Below are 19,348 nucleotides of genomic sequence, written 5' to 3'. Positions count from 1 at the left end.
AGCGGTACGAACCGTACCTCGACTGGCCATGAGCACAGCGAAGTGGCTGGCAGCGTATCGCTTCTCTCGCTGCCGGCTCGAACGAGAGGAAGAGACCCAGCTCCTCGAGTACGCTGCGGAACCGCGCGAGCTACGTGAGTTGATCAGCGCCCATGGAGGCGACGAGCGATTGACGCGGGCGGGCGTGTACTCCCTGCTTTGGCACCGGCGCCTCGCGCTTCAGGACGAGTGTTCCCCGCTGACTGACAACTCCGTACTGGTTGCAGTATGAACAAGATTCGGTTGTGGGAATGGGTCGTGCTCGACGGCATCCGCTGCCAAGTGGTCGCGATAGATGGCGCCACGGTGGAAGTACAGCACGCGAACTCTCTCCGACACCAGAAGGTCCTCGCGTCAACTCTGGTCTCGGCGGCCGCCATCGAACAGCATCGCGAGGCGCTATCCGATGTCGCGAAGCTCAGCCGCGTCTCGCCCGAGGAACGCGCACGGTGTGAGTTCCTCGCAGATGTACTGCACAACCATGCCGATGAGTCTGCTCGCGGTCTCAACGTGGAGCACGCGCGCCAGCAGCTGGCGGCACATGGTATCCGCGTGAGCGAGCGACAGGTGTGGCGGTACCTTGCTGCATATCGCGCTCATGGCATCGCGGGATTGATAGATCGTCGGCGAGACAACGGCCCGCGACCGTCACGCGTGGACCCGCGGATTCTCGAACTGATCGAGGAAGAACTGTCCGCTCAACAGGACGCATCAACGGGGACGCAGACACGCGCAATCCGGCGAATCGGATGGAACGCCGAGCGGATCGGTCTGAAGATCCCCTCACGCGCGACGATGTTCCGGCTTCTCCAAGAGCACGACCGTGGTCGAAGTAGTTTCGGGTCAGCGACAACGAGGCGTTCAAAAGCACTCCGACCGCAGCGGACATTCCACGGGACAGTTGCGACCCGCCCGGGCGAGCTGGTCGAGTTTGATTCCACACCGTTGGACGTGATCGCGGTTCTGCCCGATGGTTCCCACGGCCGACCTGAGTTGACCTACGCCATCGACGTTGCCACGGGTACGATCTGCGGCACGCTACTGCGCGCTGGGGCAACGAAATCGGTCGACATCGGCGCCGTGCTGCTCGCACGAATGCTCACCCCGCTGAGTAAACGCCCCGGCTGGCCTGCGACGCGTGATCAGGCACGTGCCCTGCTCGGCCCCGGTTTCCTCCCCACTGATGAGGAATGGCAGGAGCTGGCGGAGACGATGCCTTTAATCGTTCCCGAATCGGTGACCGTCGATCGCGGCAAGGTCTTCGCCGGATCAACCTTTACGGCCGCATGCGAGAGGCTCGAGATCTCGCAGATCATCGCGAACCCACGACATCCGACTGACAAACCGCACGTTGAGGGTGGGTTCAAGCGCATCCGTGATGGATTCGTTCAGTATCTCGCTGGATTCACAGGCGGGTCCGTTGCGGATCGTGGTGCGCACCCCAAAGACGACGCAGTATGGACGGTAGACGAGCTGCAAATTCTCCTCGACCTCTGGGTGCTCACGTCTTGGCAGACAACGCCGCAATCGGGCTTGCGCCTGCCTGACATTCCGCGACGCACGCTGAGTCCGAATCAGATGTATCAGGTGCTCGCCGTCGCTGCACCGCAGGTCGCTGTCGGCCTGGCTGAAGAGGACTACATCGCGCTGATGCCAATTGCGTGGAGAACGATTCAGCCATATGGAATCAACCTGCACGGACTCGTCTATGACAACGATGCGCTTCACCCGCTGCGCGGCCGCTCCTCCGGGTTGCCCGGCCCCGCACGTGGACGTTGGGAGGTGCGATTCGATCCGTACAATCTGCGACAGGTGTGGGTACGCGATCATCGTGCAGGCTCCTGGATCTGCGCGGCGTGGACCCTATCAGCCTTATCTGACCAGCCGTTCTCCGGGGAAGTCCTTCGCGCCGCGCGTGCCACTCTCGAGGCCGGCTCAGGTCCGACAGCACGCGGAGCCGATCTCCTCGAGGAGATAACTCGAATTCAGAGGGAACGCGCAGAGACACGCACACGAACGAAGAGTGCGACGGCGCTGACCGACCGCGCACCCATTCTGCGGATCGTCTCGCCTCCGACTGCGGACGAAACGGTGGATACCGACCTATCCTCTCCCCCAAGGCGTCTCAGGATTCTGGAGTAGCACCCCATGGCGCTTCCCACGACTCTGGACTCATGGCGCGAGTTCGTCTTACGTACCCAGTCAAAGCCCGACGAACTGACAGCTAAGCAAATCAGCGCACTCACCGCTGCCGCTCGCGAGAGCTATGACCGGCAACGCGTGCGGTGGCTTAGTGCCGACATCGTCCTTGAGACGCCCGACGTTCGCCAATTGCGCCGCCTATGGGCGATCCTCAGCGCAGAAGCACTGAGCGACGCGGCTACGCTCTCTCGCACGCTGGCGGTCTCCGGCGCCCCAACGTACGGGAAAACGACGGCAGTCATGTGGGTCGCAAAACAACATGAGAGACGGCAACGGCAACGACACCCCTTGCTGTCGACTACAGAGTTTCAGCCTTCGGTTTACGTGGTCACACCAGCGGCGACGACCCCGAAGATGCTCATGATCTCGTTCTGCAACACTCTCGGCATCCCCCACACCCGATCACAGACGGCGCAGGAACTCACAGAGCAAGTCGTTCACGTCTTGCGCACGCTACGCACGTCGCTTGTTGTATTGGACGAGATTCACAACGTGCATAGCAACCGCCAGATGGGCGCTGAAGCGGCATCAGTGCTAAAGCTTTTCGCCGAGCGCCTTGACGCCGCGTTTCTCTTTGCGGGTATTGACCTGCCGCGATCTCCCGTTTTTGCAGGCCCGGTCGGTGAGCAGCTCGCCGGCCGAGCCATGAAGTACGAGATGGTGGGGTATGCTTCCCGATCCGCCGAGGGGCGCGCCGAATGGAGGGAGCTGGTCGCGACGCTCAATGATCTTCTCCCTCTCGCAGAACAGCCGGACGACGCACTAAACCACGCGGCGGACTTCCTATTCGACGCCAGCGGTGGCTCGATTGGTCAACTGCGGGCACTACTTAGACGGGCGGCAATCGAGGCGATTCTGACGGGTCGTGAACACGTTGTCAAAGCTGATCTGCAGCACCTTGCGACGATAACCCGAAGCCCCGAGGCCTCCTCTGCCGGGCATGTCTCGCCGAGCGCACCCAGAGCGGCGTCGGCATGACTGATCAACCGCGACCGATCCGCCCGGAGGAACTACAGCCGTTACCAATCAGGCGTCGCCGCTTCGCAAACGAATCATTCGACAGCTATATTCGTCGCCTCGCAGAAGCCAACGGTACTAGTGCAAAGATCGTGAAAACATGGTTAACACAGATAGGCGCACTGGGTCCGTACGTCGATCAACGGGAGTGGCATGCCGCTTGGCGTGTGCTCGGCGATGATCACCCCTCACCGGCTTGTCAAGCGGTCTCGATCGGCGTGATCGACCGGGACCTTTGTCGTAGATGCACTCGGGGGCATCCTGCTTCGGGACCACTCCCCCAGTTCGGACTAGTCTGCTTCAAGCACGCCCGGTGGATCGATTCGACCGACGGCGGGAGTGCGGACGGCGGGTCTATGCGCGCCGAACGTAGCTTCCGCCGAGACATAGCTCTTGCTGGTCTGACGATGGAGTCGAGCGAGATGCGCTTCGCGTCTCGGCTGGTGCAGCTCGCAGTCGACCAACGCTGGATCAACGAGCGCCACCGCACACTCGATACGCGGACAACACGCGCCGCCCAGTACGCCTCCCAGGTGACGATTGCCCGCGACCTCTTTATCGGAGATGGACTGCTCCAGCTGGCTGGCTCCCCTGCAGGACAGAGGCTCAACCCGTGTACGGAATGGCTTGCTGCTCGCATAGAAGGGTTGGCTTCCAACGCGGAACCCTGGCGCGCCGGCGCGCTCCTAAGCCATTTGATCGGCGAGCTCGAGCGCGTTGAGATGCCAGCGGATCTGCTTCGCAGTGTCCGCACAGATATCTTGCAACGGCTCTCCCTGTAGCACTCGGCGATGTTGCATGGGCGCACGTCCGATCACCGCTCCGAGATATGCGCCACGCAGCGCGATCGTCGCGAGGGCGTCCTCGGTCGGCTTTCGTGATTCGGGGTCATGAACCATCACTCGCGCGTCAAGCACCACACCGGGACGGATCACGCCCGGGGCGTGTGCTGCGCCAGCCAGAGTGAACACGAGCAGGTGGTCGTCGAACAGTTCTAGGCTGACGCCTTGAGGCTGGTGGCGGACACGGGCGAGTCCTGGTTCGAAAGCCGAGCTTTCCATGCCCGACAAGACCTCGACATGTACGGGCTCACTCCCCGGTAGCTCCGCAAACCGAGGATTTGTCCAAGGTTCGAGTACCCAGCCGGGCACGAACCAAAGCCCTGTCATCGGCGTGCGACGCGTGCGTCTCCCCCAGCGCTGAAGGGACTCAGCCAGATCGGCCCGATTCTCCGGATGATCAGGGTCTGAGCGCAAAGCGCGGGTTCGTCCCCACGGGCGCGCGAGCACTGCCACTTCCGCGCGTGCCCGGTCAGCATCAGACGAGACGCTGGGCAACGCCAATCTACGCAGGTCGTCCAAACTCGTCGCAGAGAAATTGTGCGGGCGGTCGCAGATCGACAACCCCCGACGTCGTCGCCAGAACCCTGACTTATCTTGTTCTGTCGACGTGATGCCGTATATCCACGACGGCGCACCAACGGAAACGGGGCGATCCGCAGAACCAGACATGGCGCGTCAGCCTGTGACGGTCCGGATTACCCGAAGGCAACTGCACGAGGAGCTACTGGCGAGCGTCGCGATAGCTGCTGGTCGGTGCAACGTCATGAGCGCGGACTGAGGCGTGGTCAGCGCGAGGAGCTTGATCGTAGCGACCATATCGGGCGCCATACGATGAGTCCCTGAGCCAGCGCTCGGATGGGGAGCGAGCGTAGTGACGCCACGCTTCCGATACTGATACCCGCGCTGCGCTCTCTCGCGAATCCACCACCGCCCGTTAGCGTCCACCGCTCCTCTACATCTTTGCGTTGTCGCGCGCAGCTTCGGCTTGCTGGTGACGGTAAAGAGTTGCACGGCTCCACCCAACCAGGCGCGCCGCGTCCTCGGCGGTGCGGCCCTTCGCGCGAGCTTCCTTGACCAGCTCCAGCTTGTCAGCGATCACCGCCGGGTTGGACAGCGGCCGTCCGAAACGCGTGCCGTTTTGTCGAGCCGCTGCGATGCCGGCATTCACGCGTTCGACGATCAACTCGCGCTCGTACTCGGCAAGGGTGGCGAGCATGTTCAGCATCAGCCGGCCTGTCGACGTCGCTGGATCGATGCCGTCCGAGATAGATCGGACGTGTACGCCCCGCTCGCGCATCAGGTTAACCGTATTCAATACATCGATGAGAGATCTGCCGAGGCGGTCGACTCGCCAGACGACGACTGTGTCTCCCTCGGCGGCATGCTCGAGCAGCTTCATCATTCCCGGACGCTCGACCGCTTTCCGACTTCCCGACGTGACGTCTGCGAACACATCGCGCTTTTGAACGCCCGCCGAGGTGAGCGCGTCCACCTGCAACTGCGCGTCCTGACTCGACGTGCTCACCCGCGTGTATCCGAGAAGCCTCATGCGACCAGTCTGGCTCAGAAACCTTCTCTGCACACCTGGGTGAGACGAAATGCACCGAGACAAGTTTTCAAGACAGCACGCACCCCGAAATTTCGCGGAAGTCGCCTACGAAGCGTCCAGTGCTCGGTGCGTCTCGAAAACCTGTACATTTCTTGGACGCCGTCGCGGAACCTCACCAGATCAATCTTGTCCGCGAGACGCACGGGTGGCAATGGCTACGGAACCACGTCCGCGAGCGACGCGGGCGCCCCTCTGCTCGCGGTTCGAAGCTCCCGAATGCGCCGTACGCCACGATGCGCTCGGCGAGCGAGCCCAAGGGCGAGCAGGCTGTGAGGGTGATGAAACGCTCACTGGTTTGCATCTCGGGCATCTGAGGTACGTCCAGAAGCACTTCAACCTCGCTCGGTTTGACGTACGCGAGGTTGCGGTATCGGTAGGTGTAGCAGCCGTTAGATTTGATTCGACAATAGGAGCTCAAATGACGGACGACACCAGCGCCAAGCCTCCACGCATCACTTCCGTGGAGATTGGTCCAAGGACTCGCGCCCTTTGCTGGGTGTTCGGCGTCGCTCTCGTATCAGCAGGCGGAGTTGCAGCGTTCGTGTCGGACAACCAGGCCGGCACCACTGCGCTCGTCCTATTTGGCGGCTTACTGCTGTTCATCGCAATCACGCAGAGAGTGCCGCTACTGATCGAGGTTGGCACCGCGAAACTCGATACGTCCTACTACGAAGCGTCCGACTCCGTGTTCGAAGCCGGACGGGACGCTGCGGCCCCCGAACCGGAGATCGAACCAGCGGCTCCCGACTCAACAGTAAGCGAATCCGACCGCCGCCGCGTCCTCGGAAGCCTGTACCGAGGTGCTGTCGCAGCGAGGGCAGCTGGCATCACATACCGCCAGCTCGACTATTGGGCTCGAACAGAACTCGTTACCCCGACCACCGGAGATGACGAAGTTGGGGGGCGGCGATTTTCCGGTAACACCGTGGTCTTGTTGCGGCTGGTGAAGGAGCTCCTGGACTCGGGTCTGTCGCTGCAGCAGATTAGACAGATCATCGAAACGCTCCGCCCTGTTGATCTGGCAGGGTTGCGAGGCATGTACCTGGTGCACGATCGCAACGCCATCCAGATCACAGCCGAACTCAAATCGACCGATTTTGCTCTGCCATCCACGGTTGTCCGGCTAGATCCAGCGATCGATCGAGTCGTCCAGACCCTAGCTGCCTTCGACCCAACTACAGACACCGAAGGCAAGCAGCGATGAGGCCACGCGGAGATGAAGACCCGTTGTGATGGGTCATTGTTTCATCGGATCACCGGGCGCTCAATCTGAGCTGGGCAGACGAGGAGAGCCCCGAGACTGAGGGGTCCGCACCACGCTGATCACCGATCGGCTGTCCGTAGCGGGAGGCAACTGCGTTCGCGTCTGCTTCCATGCCTACTCGTCGTCGTACGCGTCCTCGGCCTGGTACTCCTCCGTCGCCTCATCCGGCTCCTCGCTGTTGAGCGTGACGACGCCGCGTTCACCCGAAATAAAGTCTTCGAGTCCTCGAGCTCGCGCGCGCCGATTTCCGAGATCGCTCGCAGCGCGCTGTACTGCACGCGCATAGTCCAGGACAGGCTTCACGACCGTTGCGGATTCGGTCGGGTCGAGCCGAAGAACGACGCCAACCTGATCGGCGAACTGCACGAGCTGAGCTGACAATTCTTCTCGCTCATCACTGGAAAGCGGGAATGCATCTGCGCGCGAGGCCAGGTAGAGGAAGAGCGTGTAGAAGTCAGACTTCTTTGCCCAGCGAGTTCGGCTGAGATTTGGCAACATCCGATCAATCTCGCCGAGGGTGGAACGAAACACAGCTTCCGTTCGTTCTCCCTCCTCGTACTCGGCCTCGTAGACGGCGTACCAGCGTTCGAGGCTGAGTTTCTTGTTCTGGGGGCCGTGCATCAGTCCGATTGCGAGTTCGCTGATGAACTCGACGTCGAGCATGCGGCGCACTTCGTTGGCGGTGAAGACTCCGGAGTTTCTCCAGAACCCGTCGGTGGCCAAGGTCTCCATGGACTTGATGAACTCGCCCCAATAGGTAGCGTGTCTGAGCTCTTGCCGACTGAGTGCGACCACGTTGCGGTTCAACCGCTGGAAGATAGCCCGGATCTGTTCGTCGGGCATCTCAGGTAGCATCCGCACGACGAAGTTGTAGCCAAAAATCGAGGTCTTCTCCTCGGCTGTCAAGTCTTCGAAGCTACTGTCGTTCCAGCTCGATTCGAGCCCACTGAGCGTGTATTCGCCTGCGATGAAGTCGAGAAGTGCGGTCAGACGTTGTTGACCGTCGACGACGATGTGGGTCTCGGCTCCCGTTTGGTCGGCCACGACCTGCATGTAAAGCTCGGGCACCGGGAAGCCGTGGAGGATCGTGTCGATCAGATAGCTCTTCTGGCCCTCCAACCACACCGGGTTGCGCTGATAGGGAGGTTTGAGCTCCAGTTGTCCGTGGTCCGACAGCCGCTTGAACGTCGCGGCAGTGAGCGTGGAGATACGGAGGTAGTCCTGAGTCATCATGCACCTTCAGCTAGACGTGTTCGGGCATCTTCCACTCCGCGACGCTGGTACGACCTGAGTGCGAATAGGTCTCGGTAGAGGCGCACCTTCACCTTGCGTCCGTTGGCCGGGGCAGCCAGGGTCATAGCCTCGAGAACTGGTACCCACGTTTTTCCGAATGGTAGATGTTCGACGAAGGTGTCCGTGGCAATGACCCCATCGAAAACATGGCCAGATCGATGCGAGTTCACGGCTTTCTTGCTCGCGGTGGGAAGTTTATGGATTTGTGCGCCCAGGTCTCGCAAGAACCGCCAGGCCTCATCGAAGTGTCGATCGGAAACAACAGCTACGTCCAGGTCACTGCGTTCATGGAAGTCGCGGAAGTTCTTTTGCGGGTTCAGACTGTATCCGGTACACGCGCTTCCTACGAGGATGACCCCGTAAGGATCTACCTTTAGCCCCGTGGCAAGTTCATGTTTCCACGCGATGTACGCGAAGCGGTCGTCGAAGACCGCCGGCACTCGGTCGATGAGTCGGTGAGAAACGTAGTCATCAGGGGTCAACTCAAGCAGCTCCGCGGCTAACGTCGACCGTTCTAACACAAGTCGATCATGCCGTGATCGCTAGAGGATGTCACGCGCACCTTCACCATCACTCCAATCGCCCCGGAGATCAAAGGCACCGCGCGCTACTCCCTGGCCTACCCGCGAGTTAGATCGGCGCTGACGGTGGTTCGCTCTATGGTTGTGACCATGGCGCGTACGGGGACGAAGACAGCGGCTGCGTCGGCGGCTGCGTATCGAGTGGATGCCACCGCCGAGGTTCTCACTTCGGTGCGGGGTTGGTGGGCTCATCGCGCGGCGCGGGCGGGGCTGTCGGGTCCATGGCTTGATCCCCAGCACGCGATCGCAGCACAAGAACCGGTGTTCGACGAAGTAGCCGATGCCCCTGATCTTCACGAGCGTTCTGGCCACGAACTCGGGCAAGCGTACGTACAGACGGTGTCGCCGGCCAGCCGCGTCCAGCACGGCCAGCATTACACCCCGGCTGACCTCGCCGACCATCTGTGGTCGCAGACGCGCGTCGCTCTGGGATGGAAGGCCGACTACAACCGGCTCCCTGGTCTCATTCGAGACCCTGCGGCTGGCTCAGGCGCATTGCTGTTGCCCCCTCTCCGGGAGCACCTCCACGCCACAACGACAGACGACGCCTCGCTCGTGCTCAACGGTCTTCCGCAACTCATCGAGGGTGTCGATCAGGATGCTCACGCAGCGTGGGTCGGGAGCGTAATTCTCGCTGCGGAGATGCTGCCGACACTCGCTCGCGTCCCCGAAAAGCACCGCCGGCCTCTCCCAGGGCTCGTTCGACAGGGCGATGGGTTGGACCCTGACCTTGCTCCAGCAACGATCGCGATCATGAATCCCCCTTACGGACGGGTCTCACTCGATCCGGCGACGCGCCAGCGCTTTGCTCACGCGGTCTACGGCCACGCGAACATCTACGGCCTGTTCATGGCAGAAGGTGCACGCAACCTCACGCCTGATGGTGTACTCAGCGCCCTGGTGCCCACGAGTTTCGCGGCCGGCCTCTACCAGCACAGGCTTCGCGGATATCTCTCTGAGCACGCTCCGCTGCGTAGCGTCGCGTTTGTTCAGGACCGCAGCGGATCGTTCACGGGAGTGCTCCAAGAGACCTGCCTCGCGGTGTTCCAGCGCCGACGACACCGCAAGACTGCGGTGGGGCGCGTAAATGGGCACATTGAATCGGTCGCATCCATCGCCCCTCCCCGCGGCGAAAACCCCTGGCTCATCCCGCGCGACCCCGCCGACGCCGCGATCGCCGCAGCGGCCGCCCAGCTTCCCCTCACCCTGAGCGCTGCTGGGTACCACGCATCAACCGGACCGCTCGTCTGGAACCGACGGCGCGACGATATCCACGCGAAACCAGCGAAGTCTCGCCGCCCCATCCTGTGGGGCGCTGACATCGAAGACGGAGAGGTGCACCGCAGCACGAGCCGAGACAGCCAGCGGTACCTCACGATCCACAGTGATCGCGACGCCAACGTCATGACTCTCAGCGAACCCGCGGTGTTGGTACAACGCACCACAGCTCCAGAACAGACGCGACGACTCGTTCCCGCCGAACTCACCGCGAAAAAACTCGACGAGCTCGGCGGGAGCGTCGTCGTAGAGAATCACGTCAACGTTCTGCGGCCGACCATGCTGGTCCCGCTGCTTTCCCGAGCTACAGTCGCGCGCGTTTTGGCCACTCGAACTCTCGACCGCTTGATGCGCTGCCTCAGCGGCACGGTCGCGGTATCCAGCTACGAACTCGCAGCTTTGCCCCTTCCCTCCGCGGAGGTCCTGGCATCCTGGGAGCAGTTACAGGGCGAGGAGCTTGAACGGGCCGTGGCGAAGGCATACAGGCTCAGCTGATGGTGTCCCTACGCCCCATCATCACGCGAGAACTTGCCGAACAACGGCTTCGAAGGATCTTCTCGCGGGAAGCGTTCGACGCGGATCTCTCCAGCCCCATCTCAGCCGCAGGCGTCGTAGCAATGATCTACGTCGGTGCCGTCGACGGCACCGACATCGTGTGGGCTCGCCCCTCGACCGCCTTGTGGATGCAAGAGGAAGTGCTCGCTACGGGCACCTCTGATGCCCAGCGCATCGCCTGGGGCAAAGCCGCGATGCGGGGCAGTAAGGCGGTCAGCAACCTGGTGGGCAGCTGGGGTCTGACATTCCAGCCCTGGTACGCCCAGGACTCGCGCGAATCACTCCGCGACGACTCGTGGAACTCGCTGTACGACAACAACGCCATGGTGAGTAAGCCCGGCGTGAAAACCACTTCGTCGGGCCCTCGCTGGGCACTCGCCGATCATTTCGCTGATCTTTTCGACCCGCAGCTGGTCGGTGATGACCTCGATGCAGCAATACTCGCCTGGATCGACACGCACATGACGACGAGCGCGAGAGCACGGGCCATGGCAGTGCGAGAGCGCGCACAGGCGGTCGATGCCGTAAAGGTTATCCTGCCCAACGGGTCAGTTCGACTCCTCGAGCCGGGCGCCGCATCACTGATCTTGAAGGGCGTCGTCGAAGAGTGGGCACCTCGCAAGCTGCTCAACCCGTTGGTCCTGGCAATCTCCGAGCCAGGCGAGAAGCAAGCGTACGTAGACGAACAACGACTCCAAAGACTCGGCTTAGCGATCTCCGTAACTCAGCTGCTACCGGATGCGTTGCTGTTCGACGGAGGTCCCGGAGGCCGCTTCTGGGTGATCGAGGCCGTCCATTCTGACGGCCCCATCGACGAACGACGCAAAGCTCAGCTCATCGAATGGGCAGCGGCTCAACGGATCCCGCCCGACCAACTCGCATTTCTCACCGCCTTCGAGAGCCGGAACGCCGACCCGGCGCGGCGGCGACTGAAGGACCTTGCTGCTGGCACGTTCGCGTGGTTCCGCGACGAGCCCGATTACGAGCTTCAGTGGGACACCATCGACACCACAGGCACGCTTGCACCAGTCACGCCGCTGAGGCCCGGAAGCTCCTGACCCGCTACGCACGCCTGATCGATATCATCTCCGGGTGCCGGCTGATTTGCCGAATCCGTTTCGCCGAAATCGAACGTTTCCGGCATCCTCTACAACAGTCCGAGTACCAGTGACATCGCGAGGAAGAGCACGAGCTGATACCCAGTGTTGATGATCGTGAGCTTGGCGGGCTTCAACTCGAATGCGTTGTGCTGGACCAGTGTCGACGCCGAGAACGCGACCCACATCACGAGCCCCACGAGCAATGCCGCCCACACCGAATCATCACCGGTCGCCTCGGCCGCGAGCTGGATCACGACCGCCAGCCCGATCGCCATGATGATGACGGTGATGAAGAGCTGGACCATGCTTCTCACCCGCACCGGCTTGATCCGCTCCGGGGTTACCCCTGTCAGCTTTTCCCAGGCGTTAGCGATGGGCCCTTTTTGGTACCAGACAAACGCGACGATCATCCCTACGACGATGGCGAGGACGACACCAAGCCAGTTGATACCCATCATGCGATTCACTCCCCTGTAGGCGCGAGCGTCGCCCGATGGCGGCCAGCAGTGGCAGACCAGGCAACAGGTTGATAGTATCTATCGCAATGGAGAAAGTAAAGCGACCCGGAGCCCGCTCCTACGGGCAGTTCTGCGGTCTGGCGCGCGCGCTCGACCTCGTAGGAGAGCGGTGGAATCTCCTCATCGTCCGGGAGCTGCTTCCCGGCCCATTGCGCTACAACGAACTGAAAGCATCACTCGCTGGCATCGCCTCGAACCTCTTGGCCGAGAGACTGCGCACGCTAGACGAAAACGGCATCGTCGAACGACGGCTCGGGGATGCTGGCGTGCTCTATGCCCTGACCCCGTGGGGTGCCGAGCTGCGCGAACCGATGGAAGCCCTTGGACGGTGGGGAACGCCACTGGTCGTCTCAGGACGTGGCGACGATGCGTTCCATCCGCGCTGGCTGGTTCTCGCTCTGCCCGCCCTCCTGAGAGGCGTCACGGCGACGCCCGCGGTCGAGGTCGATCTATTGATCGAGGGGTACTCGATCACCCTGCTCGTTGACGAGCGTGGCCCCCAAGCTCTCCATCGACCTGACCACGCGGCAGGGACCATCGTCGAAGCGGACCCTGAGGTTATCGTCGCCCTTGCAGCCGGCGCACTGACGGTCGAACAGGCGCGCCCCTCGCTGCGAATCCGCGGTGACGCGCAGGTTCTTGATTCCCTCTTTCCTGCGGGACGCTCCGCTGGCGTGCCGAAACTCAGCCCCGAAACCTGATCGCCCGAAAACCTGGTTTTGAATCGGCAGCCGTTTGTGGCCGCCCAGTCTCGCGGTCGCCGGAAACGATCGTTTCTGGCGGGACCGTCTTCCTCGGTCTGCGCGGCGTGCCAGAAACATCTGCCGGAGGAGAGTTCCGACGGACGATTGCGGCGGTGTGGCGGGTGATAGTGGCTGAGTCTGGTCGGCACGATGCCAGGCTCAGCCACTGTTCTACGTATCGAGCGGGTGCTGAAGCTCGACGATCCGCATGCGTCCTGCCGCGAGGGCGAGGAGAGCGAGAGCGGGCGGAATGATCCCAGCGACGATGAAGATGCTTTCCACGGGCACGAGCAGTGAGAGTGGGCCGGCGATTGCGATCGAGACGGGCATGAACGCGATTGAGACGAAGAAGTCGAGGCTTGCGACTCGACCGATCATGTCGAGCGGGACGAGTCGCTGCAGGAGAGTTCCCCAAATCACGACCCCCGCGCCGGTTGCCGCGCCCACGACGAACAGCGACGCCAGCATGAGCGGGAGGCTATCGGCCGTGCCAAGCAGAACGAGGGGTAACGTTCCGCCGCCCCAGCAGAGGATCATGAACGTCAGATACCGGCGCGGCAGCTTCAACGACGACACCACGAGTGACCCGAAAGCTCCACCGATCCCGAACGCCGCCAGAAGAATCCCGAAGGTAGCTTCCGCATCCTCGAAACGGTCGCGCGTCAGGAACGGCAGCAGGACTTCGATCGGCCCCTGGATGATGAGCGCGAGCGAGGAGCCGAAGATCAATGTCCAGAGCAACCAGCGGGTGCCCGCGACATATCGGATGCCCGCTTTGAGGTCATCCCACACGTTCGCCTGGTCGGTTGCCGCTGCCTCGTTCGTCTCCTCCCGCCGGCTGAGGAACAGAACGATGAGGAAAGCGATCCCGTAGGACGCGGCAACGATCACGGCACCGATCGCGGGGAAGAAAGCACCCACGATGATCCCGCCGAGAGCAGGACCGAGCCCCTGGCCCATCGAGGGGCGCAGCGCGCCCTCGAGGCCGTTGGCGGCAAGCAGCTGTTCCGGCGGAAGCACCTGAGGCAGATACGCGCTGTACGCGGGGTAGAAGAACGCGCTGCCGGCGCCCATCGCGAAAGAGGCGACGCCGACATGCCATAGCTCGATCGTGCCGGTGAGTGACAACGTGGCGACAGCTGCCATGACTAGTGCGGTGCAGCCCTGGACCGTGATGATGATGCGACGTTTGGAGAACCGGTCGGCGACGACCCCTCCGAGGATCGCGAAGGCGAAGAGTCCGAGGCTCATGCCTGTTGCGACGGCGGAGAGAGCCAGGGGGCTGTCGTTGAGTGCCAGCACCTGGAACACCATGACGATCGTCCACATGCCGGTGCCGAAGACCTCGATTCCGACCGCTGCAAACAGCAGCCGGTAGTCGCGAGTGGCGAGCGGGAGCAGAGCGCGCAGCGCCTTGGGATTCTTCTTGCTCATGCCAGCGCCTCACTTTTCGTCCTCGCATCGAGATGCAGCTGCGGCCAGTCGGCGACGTCGCGCAGGAGTTGACGATCGTGGCTGGACAGAACCACGGCGGCTTGTGTGGCGCCGAGCGCATCGGTGAGTTCGTCGACGAGCGTGATGGAGAGGTGGTTGGTCGGCTCGTCGAGCAGAAGCACGTGAGGCTTGCCCGCGAGCACCAGTGCCAGCTCGAGCCGGCGTTGTTGACCCATCGACAACTCACCGATGCGCTTGCTTGATTGCCGAGCTCGCAGAAGACCAAGCTGCGACAGCCCGACCGCTTCCGATGCGGGGAGGGTTCCGGCAGATACCAGAGCGTCAACATGCGCGGCATAGACCTCGCTCGCCCGGCGACCCAGCGGCAGATCTGTCTCCTGACGAAGGAACCCGAGAGGAGCGTTCTGCGGCATCCGGACCGAACCGGTGTCCGGGTGCAGCTCGCCCGCGACCACTCTCAGCAGGGTCGACTTGCCAGCACCGTTCGGGCCCGTCACCACCAGGCGTCCGCGATGCGATAGCGAGAACGATACGGAGGATGCCAAGCGTCCGGCCATGCTGACCTGATCGACGCTCAGTAGTACTGCTCCGGTCCTCGTGGGCAGGTCCGGGAACCGGAACTGCAGTGGTGGCTCAGGAACCGTCACCGCGTGTGCGTCGAGCTGTTCCTGACGCCGATGCACGCTCTGAACCAGCCCGCCAGCACGGGTCGCACGGCCGTGCTTGTTGGTCCCCTTCTCAGGCCGCCATCCCGAGACGAGCCGATTCCGTGCGGAGCTGAGGCTGTCCTGCAGGCGGGCATGCTCGGCTTGTTGCCGGTCGTACTCCTGTTCCCAGCGTTCCCGCTCGGCCTGTCGGCCCCCGCGATACCCGGCATACCCGTTGCCATACACCCGCACTCGATCATCAGGTGTCGGGTCCAGGTCGACGATGGTGTCCGCGACGTCCGAGAGCAGTGCCCGATCGTGCGTGACGACGACAACCCCGCCGGCACGGGACCGGAGCTGCGTACTCAAGAACTCGAGCCCGGATCTGTCGAGATGGTTCGTCGGCTCGTCGAGCAGCAAGAAATCATCGTCAGCACCGAGCAAGCACGCCAGACGCACTCGATACCGCTGTCCCACGGAGAGGTCACCGAGCAGCCGGGTCGGGTCGGTCTCCGCGTCGAGCGCTTCGAGCGCGATCTGCACCCGACGTTCGGCATCCCACGCATCGAGCAATTCGGCGTGCTCCAACGCAGCCGCGTAAAGTTCATCCGCGCCAACAGCCCCGGCCGACATCGCACGGGCCGCCTCGTCGAGAGACGCCAGAGCAGCGAGCGGTTCGGCAATCGCTTCCGCGACGGCCTGGCCCACGGTTCGGTCATCGTCCGCAGCCATCTCCTGTTCCGCGACGCCAAGTGTTCCGTTGCGCTGCACCGTTCCGGAGTCGGGGACCAGGGTGCCGTCGAGGACGTGAAGCAAGGTCGACTTTCCGCGGCCGTTCTCGCCGACGATCGCGATCCGCGATGCGGGAGTCACGGTGAGGTCGACGTGGTTCAAGACGCTGGTCGCCCCCCGCATCACTGAGAGGTCGGAGGCAATGAGTTGGGCGCGCTGGCGCGCCGGTAGATGTTTGGTCAGGGTGAGCATTCGAATCCTTCGAGACGACGCACCGAGCACTCCATACGGGAGCGCAAAGGTACACAGATGACGGCGACCCGCGAGGGTCAGGAACGAGCGGCCGCCGCAAGCTCGGAGAACTCAACGAGCGCGGTGGGCCTTACTCAGCCTTCAGAGGAACAACAAATGCACGTATCGATCGTACGATGCCGCACTTGCCTGCCGCAAACGATCGTTTCTGGTGGTCGATTGCGCGACCGCTGCTGTTTGGAAGGTCTAGCGGTCATTCACAGCCACACCTCGCACTCCCCCTGCCCATCGAACTCACTGATCTGTCGCACTATCCGTCAGGTGCGACTTAGGCTCAGGTCTATGGCTCCTCGTCCTCGCTGGTGGCACACCCTGCAGTCGTCAAAGGCAGAGGCGCGGCTAGCCGTCGACCTCTATAACCGCTCGGGCAATGAGCGGCAGTTGGAAGCATTCATCGTTCACATGAACCTCGGGTGGACGAAGCTTCTGCAGGCGCGAACGGAGGAGTCGGGCGGTGACCTGATAGTCAGAGACGAGCGTGGGTGGCGAAAAAAGCACCCCGAGGGCGGCTACTTGTACAAACCACTTCGCGAGCTGCTCGCGGAGCAATTCGTCGATGCCGATCCGCGCCGGAACAACATCATCTTCTTCCTCGGGCTACGTAACCAGATCGAGCACCGTCACGAAGCAAAGGTCGCTGCGCTTGTCGCGGGTCGGACGCAGGCACTCCTCATCAACTACGAGCAAACGCTGGTCGATTGGTTCGGACACGACGAAGCTCTCGGTTCCGAGCTGCGCTTCCCGCTATTCGTCTCAGCAATCACCGAGGACGCGGTCGAGGCAGTAAAGAATGTTCGCGCCCAGGTGCCCAAGGGCGTTCTCGATTGGCTCCAGGATTTCGACGCTTCCCTCGAACCCGGTCTGAGCGCAGATCAGCGCTTCGACTTCCGCATCTATCTGATTCCTCATACCGGGCCCAAGAGTGAAGCTGACGCATCTATGTCATTCATTCGCGAGGACGATCTCACAGAGGACCAGCGCGCGGCTGTCGAGCAAGTACGCACGATTATTCGGGAGAAGCACGTCCCCGTCGAGGACCTAAATAGGTTCAAGTTCGGCGAGGTCGTCGACCAGGTGGCCGCTCGTCTCGATGTACCTTTCAACAGCTACATGCACACCCAGGCGTGGAAGTACTTCGCTGCGCGACCCCTGACCAACGCCCCTGACCCCGCTGCCACGAAGCCGCAGTTTTGCGTCTACAACTCTACTTTCGAGCAGTACACCTACACTCCAGCTTGGGTTGAGTATCTCGTCAGACACTTGGCAGACCCCGCTGAGTATGCGTTAGTGCGCGCCTGGCGACCCTCGGTGCTCACCGATGCCACCGGGGTTGCTTCGGGATGATGCTGAGGTGGGTGGGGTTTCCCGCGAGTGCTGCCGTGTCATCGTATGAATGGGATTCAACACCCCAACCGGGCTTCACTTGTGCACGAATCAGACGGGTCAACAGAGGCGGCCGCCAATGCGGCGGCGCAGCCCCATGTTCACGCCCATCAGCGAGAGATCACCCGGTGTCTTAAACGATCGTTATCGGCCGGCGGTCGCAAGGGTGCCACACCGACTGCTCACGTCGACAGCGGAAATGACGGCGGAGATCTTGAACTCGAAGTGATCTACGGTCACCGAGGTCGATCTTCACTTCCTCATCTTTAGCCTCCCAACGTCAAGGGAGGTGCCGAGTCCATGCGTTTTGCGCTCCTTTGCGTGTAGCCATCGAAATCTATGTGCCCGCCCGCAAGCTCAACGAGGTCTGCAACCGCCGCCCGGTCAGGTTCCCAACCGGTCAGGTACTCAGAGGCGAATACCTGACGCACCGTTGCGCGGCGAAGGTCGTCAAGATCGCCGAAAAGCTCAGGCCACATCTCACAAACGTCGATACCTTTCATCCCATCCTTCATCTCCAGGCTCCCTTCAGTCGCTCCAGTCAATCCTGATGCCCGACCGACCCTCGAGCCGGCGATCAGCGCGAGCTGCGCCGCTCGTCGACCGTGACGTGCACCGCAACTTCACTGGGGTCGACATCGAGCCATGCCGAGGCGAGTTCTAGAGCCGCCTGGGCGATTCCGCGGGATGTGAACGCACTGCCAGTTGCAGGAATGGTTTCACCGCTGGGTGTCCTGGAAGTGAGTCTCGGGATCTCGATCGTCCACGTCTCGTCTTCTTCTTGAAAGGCACGAGCCTGAAGCTCAATCACGATGGAGCTAGTTCTCCCCTCCCCGCCACTGCGGGCTCCGGTGTTGTTCCTATGGCGCTCGCTGAACCGCGGCGTCCAACCCTCGGTGTCGATCTGAGCGAGCCCTCGGCGAATCGACTCAATTAGAACAGCATGAACGGATTGGCGCTCACGCTCGGCGTACTCTGCGACCGCGTCGCGAAGGACACCGTGGTGCTCCCAGCGGAGCAGACTTGAGGCGGGACGGTTCGCACGACCTGTAGCTCTCGGCGTCGACTCGGGATCAATGGTCGCCGTGGGCGACTCGGCCAGGGGTGCACTAGCGGCCTCAGCGAACGCCTGAATCACCGCTTCTCGGTCAGCCGGGACAGCGTCCCGGGTCTCTCTCGTCATCATGAGCTCAGCTCTGCCCGCGGATCATGGTGTGACCGCGGCCTTGCACGCTTCATGCGCACCTCTCACGATTCCGAGCTTCGACATCGTTCAGAAGTACCTCAGATACGACCCATTGCACAAGTAGTTGGGCAGACTTTTCCGCGCTACTACGCGCGAATTGAAGCATGCCTGTTTCTCGCTCGAGTGTGACCTCCGAGCAACAAGCAGCTTGGCAACACGCGAGGAAGCTCGTTGGTGCCGCGGTCCGTGAAGCGCGGATCCGTGCCGGACTTACCCAGGAGGCTCTAGCGCTTGAGTCCGGCGTCACGCGGAACATGCTCATTCACATCGAACACGGCACCCGAGGAGTGAGTTTCGAGAGGCTGTATGACCTGGCAGAGGCGTTGGATATCATACCCGCCTCGTTAGTGCCGGACATCGATCGGCATAGCCGTGCTCGCCGGAAACTCTAGCGACTCGCTCTCAAGAATGACAGATGCGATGAGACAGATTGGTAAGAATCTGTCTCACGCGACTTGTCGCAGCCGCGAAATCATGCGGACTTCGATGACAAGTCGAATGAGACCGGACAATCACCTCGATGACCGTCCCG

General features: G+C 62.1%; 15 protein-coding genes and 1 pseudogene. 8 read left to right on the top strand and 8 right to left on the bottom strand.

Annotated elements, in window-relative coordinates:
- The first annotated feature begins 267 nt into the window (after positions 1-267).
- Positions 268-2,181 (top strand): Mu transposase C-terminal domain-containing protein, encoded by a 1,914-nt coding sequence (locus ABS642_RS04095; RefSeq protein ID WP_350352353.1) that lies wholly within the window; start codon positions 268-270, stop codon positions 2,179-2,181.
- Positions 2,182-2,187: 6 nt separating this feature from the next.
- Complete coding sequence (locus ABS642_RS04090; protein ID WP_350352352.1) at positions 2,188-3,219, top strand: ATP-binding protein; 1,032 nt, start codon at positions 2,188-2,190, stop codon at positions 3,217-3,219.
- Between the two features lie 725 nt (positions 3,220-3,944).
- Here ABS642_RS04090 and ABS642_RS04085 read toward each other — a convergent pair.
- Positions 3,945-4,319 (bottom strand): hypothetical protein, encoded by a 375-nt coding sequence (locus ABS642_RS04085; RefSeq protein ID WP_350352351.1) that lies wholly within the window; start codon positions 4,317-4,319, stop codon positions 3,945-3,947.
- 733 nt (positions 4,320-5,052) lie between these two features.
- Positions 5,053-5,649, bottom strand: a complete 597-nt coding sequence (locus ABS642_RS04080; protein WP_350352350.1) for a recombinase family protein — start codon at positions 5,647-5,649, stop codon at positions 5,053-5,055.
- 847 nt (positions 5,650-6,496) lie between these two features.
- Here ABS642_RS04080 and ABS642_RS04075 point away from each other — a divergent pair.
- Positions 6,497-6,718 (top strand): annotated as a pseudogene (locus ABS642_RS04075) (MerR family transcriptional regulator); the annotation flags it as partial.
- Positions 6,719-7,087: 369 nt separating this feature from the next.
- On the opposite strand, the gene ABS642_RS04070 reads toward ABS642_RS04075, so the two are convergent.
- Positions 7,088-8,206 (bottom strand): DUF262 domain-containing protein, encoded by a 1,119-nt coding sequence (locus ABS642_RS04070; protein WP_350352349.1) that lies wholly within the window; start codon positions 8,204-8,206, stop codon positions 7,088-7,090.
- 782 nt (positions 8,207-8,988) lie between these two features.
- On the opposite strand from ABS642_RS04070, the gene ABS642_RS04065 reads away from it, so the two are divergent.
- Together ABS642_RS04065 and ABS642_RS04060 are read left to right on the top strand one after the other, a co-directional pair.
- Positions 8,989-10,620: an Eco57I restriction-modification methylase domain-containing protein gene (locus tag ABS642_RS04065; protein ID WP_350352348.1), complete on the top strand. Its 1,632-nt coding sequence runs from the start codon at positions 8,989-8,991 to the stop codon at positions 10,618-10,620.
- Positions 10,620-11,738 (top strand): BsuBI/PstI family type II restriction endonuclease, encoded by a 1,119-nt coding sequence (locus ABS642_RS04060; RefSeq protein WP_350352347.1) that lies wholly within the window; start codon positions 10,620-10,622, stop codon positions 11,736-11,738. The genes ABS642_RS04065 and ABS642_RS04060 overlap by 1 nt, the downstream gene beginning before the upstream one ends.
- Positions 11,739-11,827: 89 nt before the next feature.
- Here ABS642_RS04060 and ABS642_RS04055 read toward each other — a convergent pair whose 3' ends face one another.
- On the bottom strand, positions 11,828-12,238 hold the full coding sequence (locus ABS642_RS04055; protein WP_350352346.1) for a DUF1761 domain-containing protein: 411 nt from the start codon (positions 12,236-12,238) through the stop codon (positions 11,828-11,830).
- Between the two features lie 86 nt (positions 12,239-12,324).
- On the opposite strand from ABS642_RS04055, the gene ABS642_RS04050 reads away from it, so the two are divergent.
- Entirely contained in the window at positions 12,325-12,999 is a 675-nt protein-coding gene (locus tag ABS642_RS04050) for a helix-turn-helix domain-containing protein (protein ID WP_350352345.1), read from the top strand.
- A gap of 213 nt (positions 13,000-13,212) precedes the next feature.
- Here the strand turns inward: ABS642_RS04050 and ABS642_RS04045 are convergent, their stop codons facing one another.
- Both ABS642_RS04045 and ABS642_RS04040 read right to left on the bottom strand, forming a co-directional pair.
- Positions 13,213-14,475 (bottom strand): MFS transporter, encoded by a 1,263-nt coding sequence (locus ABS642_RS04045; protein WP_350352344.1) that lies wholly within the window; start codon positions 14,473-14,475, stop codon positions 13,213-13,215.
- The gene (locus ABS642_RS04040) at positions 14,472-16,127 is read right to left on the bottom strand and encodes an ABC-F family ATP-binding cassette domain-containing protein (RefSeq protein ID WP_350352343.1); all 1,656 of its coding nucleotides are present in this window, start codon (positions 16,125-16,127) and stop codon (positions 14,472-14,474) included. The genes ABS642_RS04045 and ABS642_RS04040 overlap by 4 nt, the downstream gene beginning before the upstream one ends.
- Positions 16,128-16,469: 342 nt before the next feature.
- On the opposite strand from ABS642_RS04040, the gene ABS642_RS04035 reads away from it, so the two are divergent.
- Positions 16,470-17,531 (top strand): DUF3644 domain-containing protein, encoded by a 1,062-nt coding sequence (locus ABS642_RS04035; protein WP_350352342.1) that lies wholly within the window; start codon positions 16,470-16,472, stop codon positions 17,529-17,531.
- A gap of 305 nt (positions 17,532-17,836) precedes the next feature.
- On the opposite strand, the gene ABS642_RS04030 is transcribed toward ABS642_RS04035, so the two are convergent.
- Together ABS642_RS04030 and ABS642_RS04025 are read right to left on the bottom strand one after the other, a co-directional pair.
- Positions 17,837-18,049 (bottom strand): hypothetical protein, encoded by a 213-nt coding sequence (locus ABS642_RS04030; RefSeq protein WP_350353394.1) that lies wholly within the window; start codon positions 18,047-18,049, stop codon positions 17,837-17,839.
- A 98-nt stretch (positions 18,050-18,147) separates the two neighbouring features.
- Positions 18,148-18,381, bottom strand: coding sequence for a hypothetical protein (locus tag ABS642_RS04025; RefSeq protein ID WP_350352341.1), 234 nt, complete (start codon positions 18,379-18,381; stop codon positions 18,148-18,150).
- 539 nt (positions 18,382-18,920) lie between these two features.
- On the opposite strand from ABS642_RS04025, the gene ABS642_RS04020 reads away from it, so the two are divergent.
- Complete coding sequence (locus ABS642_RS04020; protein ID WP_350352340.1) at positions 18,921-19,208, top strand: helix-turn-helix transcriptional regulator; 288 nt, start codon at positions 18,921-18,923, stop codon at positions 19,206-19,208.
- Positions 19,209-19,348 lie beyond the last annotated feature (140 nt).

It is taken from the genome of Microbacterium sp. A8/3-1 (assembly GCF_040267695.1).
Classification (GTDB): Bacteria; Actinomycetota; Actinomycetes; order Actinomycetales; family Microbacteriaceae; genus Microbacterium; species Microbacterium luteolum.
The sequence above is the reverse complement of the archived record's forward strand: the minus strand, read 5'-3'. Positions and strand labels throughout refer to the sequence as shown.